Source organism: Planctomycetia bacterium (assembly GCA_034440135.1).
Taxonomy (GTDB): Bacteria; Planctomycetota; Planctomycetia; order Pirellulales; family JALHLM01; genus JALHLM01.
The window spans coordinates 1-8482 of record JAWXBP010000161.1 but is presented as its reverse complement, the minus strand read 5'-3'; the positions used below and the strand labels follow the sequence as shown (position 1 = coordinate 8482).

Sequence of the window (8482 nt, the reverse complement as noted above, 5' to 3'; positions counted from 1 at the left end):
GTACGTCGATCGACGTACAGCCAGCGGAGCCAATTCACCAGTGACAACACAATGCCGCTGCGATCGAAGGCCTTGATGAGCCGGCCTTCGTCCTCAGCAAGGGGGCGAACCGCTTCGTAGGCTTCGAGTCCCATTCGCCAACCGTCGCGCTCGTCTCCCACCAGGCTGCCGAGCAGCCGCGCGACGTCCGTGGCCGGGTTGTCGATCCGCATTGCGCCAAAATCGATGATGCCGGAGACCTGGCCGTCAAGAAACAACACATGGTCGTGCCAGACGTCCCGAATGCAGGGCTGCAACGTGACGTGCAACTCCCGGCACGCGGCCAGTGCCTGCTCCACGGCCGGCAACGCGCGCGGAATGAGCAGCACGGCCCGGGCGGCGCGGCGATCCACTTCCAACCAGGCCGATGTGGTGAACGCGTCTTTCCAGGAAGTGAGCAGCTCGCCGCGCAGGTCGCGGACCAGTTCCAATCGCTGCGCGACACTCGGCGATGGGGCCGGCTCGCTATGGGGAACAGGAAAGCTGCTGGCGGCGACATGAAACGTCGCCAAGGCCGACAGAGCGTTCGCGAGTTTTTCATTCGTGGGGGCGTCGTGATAGTCGGCCTTGCCGGGCATCCAAGGAGCTAACTCCCAAAAATGCCCGTCGTGGACGACGTAGCCAGCATTGGTCGACGACTCCAGCGGCAACGGCACGAAGTAGCAGCCCTCCATGTGAACGTGCCAGAGCACGGCCTGGAGGAACTCCAACCGTTCCCGATTCGGATGCGCCGGCGGCCAGCAGCGGAGACAAAGCGGCCCGTCTTCCGTTTCCAGTCGCCAGAACTGCGCGCCGCTAAATCCCCCCGCTCCGCCGAGAGACTGGATGCCAAGAATCGGCGCCAGGTCCGGGTAGTGCGCCAACACGGCTTGCAGGCGTGGTTCAATCGTCAATGGCGTCCCCGCTCGCTTCGATCGATCCGCAAGGCAGTCGCAATCCGTAAAGGTATCGCAACGCGCACAGCTTGACACACCTGCCAAGTTTTTGGCATACTCGTGCAAAGTCACTCAGGCGCGACCCGTGGGCTGCCGCCCCGCGTACTAAACTTATCGGATGACTCCGTCTGGCGAATCTTTCCGCATCAGGAATTCCGGATAAGATAGGTAGCGTCTGCCGTGCCGCGCCTGCGAACCCCGCGGCGCCCGCCGCCGTTCCTGCCCCGTACCGGTCTGCTGGCTCACTCAACCCCTTAGAAGGTACTTGCGATGAAGCAATTGCAACCCGCGCTACTCGCCGTAGCCTTGTTCGCCGCCACGACGGCGACGCCGGCTTTAGCGCAGAACGAAACCCAGGCCCAGCCGTCATCGCAAATCGCCGCCGGCGACGTCGTCGCCCAAGCTGCCGCCAAGGCCGAAGCCGCCTCGCAGGAAAAGTATCCCCCCTACGCCGACGTCCTCAAAGACTCGGTGGCCATCGAAGGCGCGATCAAGCTGCATCTCAAGGGAGATCAGCTTTACGCCGAGCTTTCGCCCGGCCAGCTCAATAAAGATTTCCTGGTCGTGATGGCAATCGCCAAAGGCTTGGGCGAGTTCCCATTGCTCGGCGGCATGACCTTCGGCGACGACGCCCTCTGGCAGTTCCGCAAGGTGGACGGAAACATTCAGATCGTTCGCCGCAACATTCGCTTCAAGGCCAACCCCGGCAGTCCCGAAGAAAGCGCCGTGAAGCTGGCCTTCACCGACAGCATTCTGTTCGCCCTGCCCATCGCCACCCGCGGCCCCGGCGGCACCGTGATCGTGGACTTGAGCCCCGTCTTCATGAGCGACCTGCCGCAAATCGGCTCGATGCTCCCCGGCTTTATGTTCTCGCCGAACAAAAGCAACTGGGCCGACGTCAAGGGCTTCGAAAACAACGTCGAGATTCAGGTCGCCGCCACTTACGCCTCGGGCGGTTCGCTGCAATTGGACACGATCCCCGACAGCCGTGGCGCCACCGTCAATGTGCATTACTCGATCAGCGAACTGCCGCAAACCGGCTACAAGCCCCGCATCGCGGATGATCGCGTCGGTTACTTCCTCACCGCCGTGAAAGACTTCTCCAAAGCCGGCACCGACGACCAGTTCGTCCGCTATCTCACCCGCTGGGACTTGCAGAAGAAGGATTCCTCCCTGGAACTCTCGCCTCCGGTGCGGCCGATCATCTTTTACCTGGAAAAGACGATCCCGGTGAAGTATCGCAAGCCGATCGCCGAGGGCATCCTCGAATGGAACAAGGCCTTCGAGAAGGCCGGCTTCGATCGCGCGATTCAAGTTCGCCAGCAAGAGGAAAGCGATACCTGGGATCCGGAGGACGTGCGTTACAACACGATCCGCTGGATCACTTCGAACATGACCTTCGCCATGGGACCGAGCCGGATCAATCCGATCACCGGCCAGATCCTCGATGCGGACATCATTTTCGACGCCAGTTGGGTACAAGCCTGGAAGCAAGAATACGAGACGTTCACGCCCTCGACCGTCGCCGCCATGACGGGCGGCCCGATCGACATCAAATCCTACGAAGCGGAAATGGCCAAAATCCCGCCTGCATTGCGGCACCTGCTCCACTGCCGTTGCGAACTGCACTCCGGCATGTCTCAGCAATTCGCCTTCGGTTCGGCGCTGCTCATGAATAAGCTCACCGGGCCGGAATTGGCCGCCGAGCAAGAAAAGCTGTTCATGCAGGGTCTCAAAGACGTGACCATGCACGAAGTCGGCCACACGCTCGGGCTGCGTCACAACTTCAAGGCCAGCACCATGCTCGCTATCGAAGACATGCAGGACCCAGGCAAGACCAAGGACACCGGCCTGGCTGCCTCGGTCATGGACTATACGCCGACCAATCTCGCGCCGAAGGAACTGAAGCAAGGCGATTATTTCAGCACTACGATCGGCCCGTATGACATGTGGGCCATCGAATACGGCTACAAGCCGCTTTCCGGCGGCACGGAAGGCGAAGTCGCCGAGTTGCAAAAGATCGCCACGCGCGGCACCGAAGCCGGTCTCGCCTTTTCCACGGATGAAGACACCCGCGGCATCGACCCCGATCCGCTCTCCAATCGTTACGACTTGGGCAAAGACCCGTTGCGATTCGCGCAACTGCGTTCGTCGCAGATCGTCGAACTGTGGCCGGGCATCGTAGAAAAGGTCGTCAAAGAAGGCGACGGCTATGAGCGTGCTCGCCAGGCGGTCAGCGTCCTGTTGCACAATCATGCCCAGGCGATGTTCTTCGCCGCACGGTACGTCGGCGGTTCGTATGTGAACCGCGATCATCGCGGCGATCCGAACGCCAAGGCGCCGTTCGTCGTCGTCGAGCCGTCCAAGCAGCGCGAAGCGCTCAAGCTGCTCGAAGACAACGTCTTCAACGACAAACCGTTCCAATTCCCGACCGAGTTGTACGGCTACCTGGCCCCCACGCGTTGGGATCACTGGGGTAGCCCGGTCCCCAGCCGAACGGACTACCCGGCCCACGAAGTCGTGGCGATCTTGCAAGACCGGATGCTGGCCAAGCTCCTCTCATCGCTGACGCTCACGCGTCTGCACGACGCGGAGTTAAAGGTCCCGGCCGATCAGGACGCCTTCACCGCCGCTGAGTTGCTGGAGCGGTTGACCAAGGCAGTCTTCGTCGAGATCGAGACTGTGCCTGCTGGCGAGTTCTCGAACCGCAAGCCGGCCATCAGCAGCCTCCGCCGCAACCTGCAGCGCCGCTACCTGAAGCAGTTGGCCACGGTCGCCATGGGCGACACGTATGCTCCGGAAGACTGCCAAACAGTCGCCAACATGGAACTGGAAAAGCTCGAGGGCCGCATCAAGGCGACCCTCGCCGGAAACGACAAGTTGGACAGCTACACGCAGGCCCACCTGCAAGACAGCGCCAAGCGCATCCGCAAGGTGCTCGACGCCCAACTCCTGACCTTCTCGCCGTAGTCGGCGGAAGGTCGGACCAGCTTCAACCAAAAAAGCCCGGCGGCGCACCAGCGCCGCCGGGCTTTACTTCTGCGCTCCACGAGGACTATGCTGCACGAAGTGCAAATGACGAATGAATGTCGAAATCCGAAGCCCGAATGCTCGATGGAACGAACGTCGTTGCACTCAGATCATTCAGACATTCGACATTCAGATTTGATTCGACATTCGGATTTAGAAATTCGTCATTCACGCCCACGCCTTCTGGCCTCCCAAGGCAAGTAACACACAAGAACCTCGCCATTTGAAAGGCGACCCGATGAAAATGATCGTCGCCATCATTCAGCCCACCAAGCTCAAGGCGGTCCGCGAGGCGCTAACCTCGGTCGAGGTCGAGCGGATGACCGTCTGCGAGGCCCAAGGTTACGGGCGGCAACGCGGGCGCACGGAAATGTATCGCGGCCACGAGTACAAGACCAACCTGCTGCGCAAGATTCAGTTGGAAATCCTGGTCAACGACGACTTCGCCGAACGCACCATCGAAGCGATCCAACATGTCGCCCGCACCGGACCGGAAGGTAACATCGGCGACGGCAAAATCTTCATCCTGCCGGCCGACCGGGTAATTCGCATCAGCGACGGCCTGTCGACGCAAGGCGCGGTTTAATGCCCGCTGGAACGCCGGGCAGCGCTCTTGCCGGGACAGTGGTCGTCCTCACTTCCGATCTGACCATGGCATCGTATGTACGCGGCGCGGCCGAACAAGTCGGCGCGACATGTGTCACCGCGCTGGACGCCAATTCACTGCTGCGTCGCCTCGAAGAAATCGCCACGCCCGCGGTTGTCGTAGTTAACCTCGAAACGCGCGGGCTGGACATCGCTACGTTGATGCCGCGTCTGGCGGAACTCTCCTCTGCGCCGCGATCCGTGGTCGCTTTCGGTCCGCACGTGCATGAAGACCGCCTACAAGCGGCCCGCAACGCCGGCTGCACCGAAGTCCTCTCACGCGGCAAATTCCACGCGCAAGCAGTGGAGATTCTCACGAAAAGCCTGGCGACCAACACCAATTCGTAGCGCAACACCAACTCGTAGCGCGACACCAACCCGTAGCACCAGCGCGGGAGAGTTGACGCAGCGTACAGTTCGAGATGAAGCTCTCAGTGAGCCTCTTCTCCTATCGCACAACGGACGCGACTCCCATTCATAGACGCTGGGTGCCTTCACAGAAGGCCCCCGCGCTAGTGAATCGCGGACTCAGCCGATACGGCTATTCGTCCGATTCTGACTCCGCATCCAACGGCGCCGTCGCCACGCCCTGCGAATCCGTCGTCAGCGGCGGCAGCTTGTGCGGTTCTTCTTCGTCATCCAGCACGATGTCGTCCAACTCATTGCCGTCGACGTGATAGCGCAACAGCAAGTAGCAGCCGCAGGCGGCGGTCCAGAAATAGCTGAATACAAACCCCACGACGAGCAGGTGAACCAGGCTCGACCAAAAGCGAATCACTTGTAGGCCAGCCCAGGCGGGGCCGTCAACTTTGCTGAGATCGACCGCCGGCCAATCGGCGCCGGGACCCGGCCAGGGATGCGGCACGACGGCCATGATCTGCTCGAACAACTCCGGTTGCGCGCCCCGGCAGGCCGCCCAAGCACTCAGATAAATCACGGTCTCGGCAAACGCCGCCGCGGCGAGCCAGCCCAGCGTGCCGATCACGGCCGTAACGATCAGATAGAACAAAAAGTGTAACGGCCGGCTAAGCACGTACGTGAAGGAGCGGCTCAAAGCATCATAGTGATCGGAATGTTCCACGCCGACGGCGGCCCACATCAGCGGCCAGCCGAAAAACACGCCGGCGAGGATCAACGTGCCCAGCGTGCCGAGTCCCAGCACGATTGGCCAGAGAATGGCGCCAATCAATAAGCCGACTTCCGCGCGCAAGATAAACCCGGCGGCCCCGACGGCGAGCGCGATCACGATAAACGCCAGCAGCGTGCCGACCGGTCCGAGAAAATACGCCAACCACTTGGCTTGCACGTGCCGCATCGCGCGGCCGAGCGAAATCTTCTCCTCGGCGGCCAGTTGCATCGCCGCGGTACGGCAGATCAAGCCGCCGCAAAAGGTCCACACCACGGCCACCCACAGCGCGCAGAGAAAGTGAAACGCGAAGCCCGTGATCGACAGGTCGGACTTGAATAGCGAGTAATACGGCCGGCTGAGCCGTTCCCAGGGACCGTAAATCGGCACGTCGCCAAGCGTCCACCCCATGATCGTTTGTTGCGCCTTCGCCGCGCTCAATTGGGGCGGGAGAAACGGCGGCTCCGACTCCGGCGACGCCGGTTCCTCGCTGGCCGGCGCAGCAACGGCATCCGGCTTCTGGACTTCGATCAAGGTTGTCGCGACCTTCTCAGGCGAAATCCAATCCAGCGGTGATTTCGTCGAGGCCTCGATTTGGCGACGGAGCGTCTCATCGGTGGTTCCGGAGAACACATAGCCGATCGACCAAAACCCCAGCCAGGTAAGTAATGCGCCGGCCGCCGCCACGACCAGCAGCTTGGGCTGCGCGGCAATGCGAAACGTGCGCAGCAAAATCAGCCAGGGGAAGATCTCCAACCAGGCCACTTCGCGCACCACCACGCGCTCTTCCGGCATCGGAACGCTCTCCAGCCAATTGCGAACGGAACCAAAGCAAGCCGAGTTTAACGGCTTTCCTCAGGATGCGGATTATACGCCCCCGGGCGAGGGCCGCAATCACGGTCCGCGCCAGGGGATCACCACGGAGCGGCTGCTTGGGTTTGCACCGCGGAGGCGCTAAGACGCAGAGGGCGCAAGGGATGGGGAGTTGGACCGTAGAGCGGGCCGCGCTAGAGTATCGCGCAAGCAAACATTTACCGCATCGAAAGATGCAGAACGGCGTCGACCGCGAAAAGTAAGGCCCGCCGATTTCAAAAACCGGGCTCCATCTCCGATTTCAACTGAACACTGAAAACTTCAAACTCCGCCATTCTTCCGAGATCGCTAATTCTCCTCCGCCGGCGCTTCGCCTTCGTCCTCGCGTTCCACCGGCATGCTGTAGTCCTCGCCGAGCCAGCGGCCTAGGTCGATGCGGCGGCAGCGCTCCGAGCAAAACGGCGGCGCCGGCGTATCCTCGCCACGGAACTCGCGTTTGCAGATCGGGCATCGCATCAAAGAGTTCGACATCGCAGTAGTGAACGCGGAGGCTACTCGGACGCCTTCTTCTTGCCCTTGGAAGTCGAGCCGCCAGATTCCGACTTCTTCGCGGGCGTCTCCGCCGGCTTGGCGTCGCCTTGGGCGTCCCCCTTGGACTCTGTCCCGCCGCTCGACGCCGACTTGTCTTCCGCCGCGCGCTTCTTGTACGACTCGCTGCGGTAGTCGGTCTGATAGAAGCCCGACCCTTTGAACACGATCGCCGCGCCGGTGCCGAACAGCCGCCTCAGCTTCGGCTTGCCGCACTCCGGGCACTTCTTCTTGTGACTGTCATTGATCGACTGAAACAGCTCGAACTTGTGATGACAGGCGTCGCACTCATAGTCGTAAGTCGGCATGGGAAAAAAGTGCGCTCGGTTACGTGTTGATGGATCGAAATCACTCGCCGCAGGTTGTGGCCCGGTTTTTGGTTGTGGCACGGTCAACTAGTTGTGGCACGGTTTTTTGGTTGTGGCACGGTTTTTTGGTTGTGGCACGGTCTCCCGACCGTGCCACCGCCTCGACCGAAGGTCTCCACTCGGCAAGTCGGCGCCGCGGCACGGTCGGGAGACCGTGCCACAACAAAGTGCGCTTATTCTAGTCACCGTCCTTCGAAACAATCACCTGCGCCGGCCGCACCACGCGGTCGTGCAACATGAAACCGTCTTGGACGACCATCACAACCGTGTTGGTCGGCTTACCGGGGACAGGTTGTTGCATGATGGCTTGATGCAGGTGCGGGTCGAACGGTTGATCCTTCGCCTCGATTCGTTTGCATTCATGCGCGCTCAACACGCCATCAAGTTGTTGCGCCACCATCCGAAAACCTTCCAGCAAGCCGCCGCCATCTGGCGATTTCTCCGCCGCTTGAATCGCGCGGGCAATGTTATCCACCACCGGGAGCAAATCGCGTAGCACTGGCAACTCCGCGTAACGAAGCGTGTCTTGCAACTCGCGTTGCGCGCGGCGCCGGTAGTTTTCCAGTTCCGCATGGGAGCGCAGCAATCGATCCTTGGCTTCCGCAGCTTCGGCGCGGAGGACGTCGGCCTCGCTTTGCGCATCCAGAGCGCCCACGTCGGACAGGAACTCGTCCAGTCCGGAGTCGCGATCGTCGTCGCCCGGGTTCGGCGTTCGGTTGGAGTCGGCGGACACGGCCTATTCCTTTTGCTTCGCGGTTTCGTCGTCGGGAATGAAGTAGTCGCGCAGCTTCACGAAGAAGCTCTTGCGATGCGGCGACACGTTGGCGTGCTCCAGTTCCGCCAACTCCCGCAACAGTTGTTCCTCGCGGGCGTCGAGTCGCTTCGGCACTTCCAAATGCACCTGCACCAGCAAGTCGCCGAGCCCGCGCCGGCGCGGG

The 8482-nt window shown here is 61.4% G+C and carries 9 protein-coding genes; 3 read left to right on the top strand and 6 right to left on the bottom strand.

The features are described from left to right. The coding region (locus SGJ19_09355) for a phosphotransferase (protein MDZ4780444.1) at nt 1-932 on the bottom strand (932 nt) is incomplete at its 3' end. Nucleotides 933-1244: 312 nt separating this feature from the next. On the opposite strand from SGJ19_09355, the gene SGJ19_09350 reads away from it, so the two are divergent. The 3 genes from SGJ19_09350 to SGJ19_09340 all read left to right on the top strand — a co-directional run bounded on the left by SGJ19_09350 (nt 1245) and on the right by SGJ19_09340 (nt 4997). Continuing rightward, nucleotides 1245-3944, top strand: a complete 2700-nt coding sequence (locus tag SGJ19_09350; protein MDZ4780443.1) for a zinc-dependent metalloprotease — start codon at nt 1245-1247, stop codon at nt 3942-3944. A gap of 298 nt (nt 3945-4242) precedes the next feature. Continuing rightward, nucleotides 4243-4590, top strand: a complete 348-nt coding sequence (locus tag SGJ19_09345; GenBank protein ID MDZ4780442.1) for a P-II family nitrogen regulator — start codon at nt 4243-4245, stop codon at nt 4588-4590. Nucleotides 4591-4655: 65 nt separating this feature from the next. Further along, complete coding sequence (locus SGJ19_09340; protein ID MDZ4780441.1) at nt 4656-4997, top strand: histidine kinase; 342 nt, start codon at nt 4656-4658, stop codon at nt 4995-4997. Between the two features lie 193 nt (nt 4998-5190). Here SGJ19_09340 and SGJ19_09335 read toward each other — a convergent pair whose 3' ends face one another. The 5 genes from SGJ19_09335 to SGJ19_09315 all read right to left on the bottom strand — a co-directional run. Further along, nucleotides 5191-6570, bottom strand: coding sequence for a hypothetical protein (locus SGJ19_09335; protein MDZ4780440.1), 1380 nt, complete (start codon nt 6568-6570; stop codon nt 5191-5193). Between the two features lie 366 nt (nt 6571-6936). Then, a complete protein-coding gene (yacG, locus tag SGJ19_09330; GenBank protein ID MDZ4780439.1) occupies nt 6937-7119 on the bottom strand; it encodes a DNA gyrase inhibitor YacG in 183 nt (60 codons plus the stop codon). A gap of 20 nt (nt 7120-7139) precedes the next feature. Beyond that, complete coding sequence (locus SGJ19_09325) at nt 7140-7484, bottom strand: zinc ribbon domain-containing protein (GenBank protein ID MDZ4780438.1); 345 nt, start codon at nt 7482-7484, stop codon at nt 7140-7142. A gap of 238 nt (nt 7485-7722) precedes the next feature. Beyond that, nucleotides 7723-8277 (bottom strand): nucleotide exchange factor GrpE, encoded by a 555-nt coding sequence (gene grpE, locus SGJ19_09320; GenBank protein ID MDZ4780437.1) that lies wholly within the window; start codon nt 8275-8277, stop codon nt 7723-7725. 3 nt (nt 8278-8280) lie between these two features. Continuing rightward, the coding region (locus SGJ19_09315) for a molecular chaperone DnaJ (GenBank protein ID MDZ4780436.1) at nt 8281-8482 on the bottom strand (202 nt) is incomplete at its 5' end.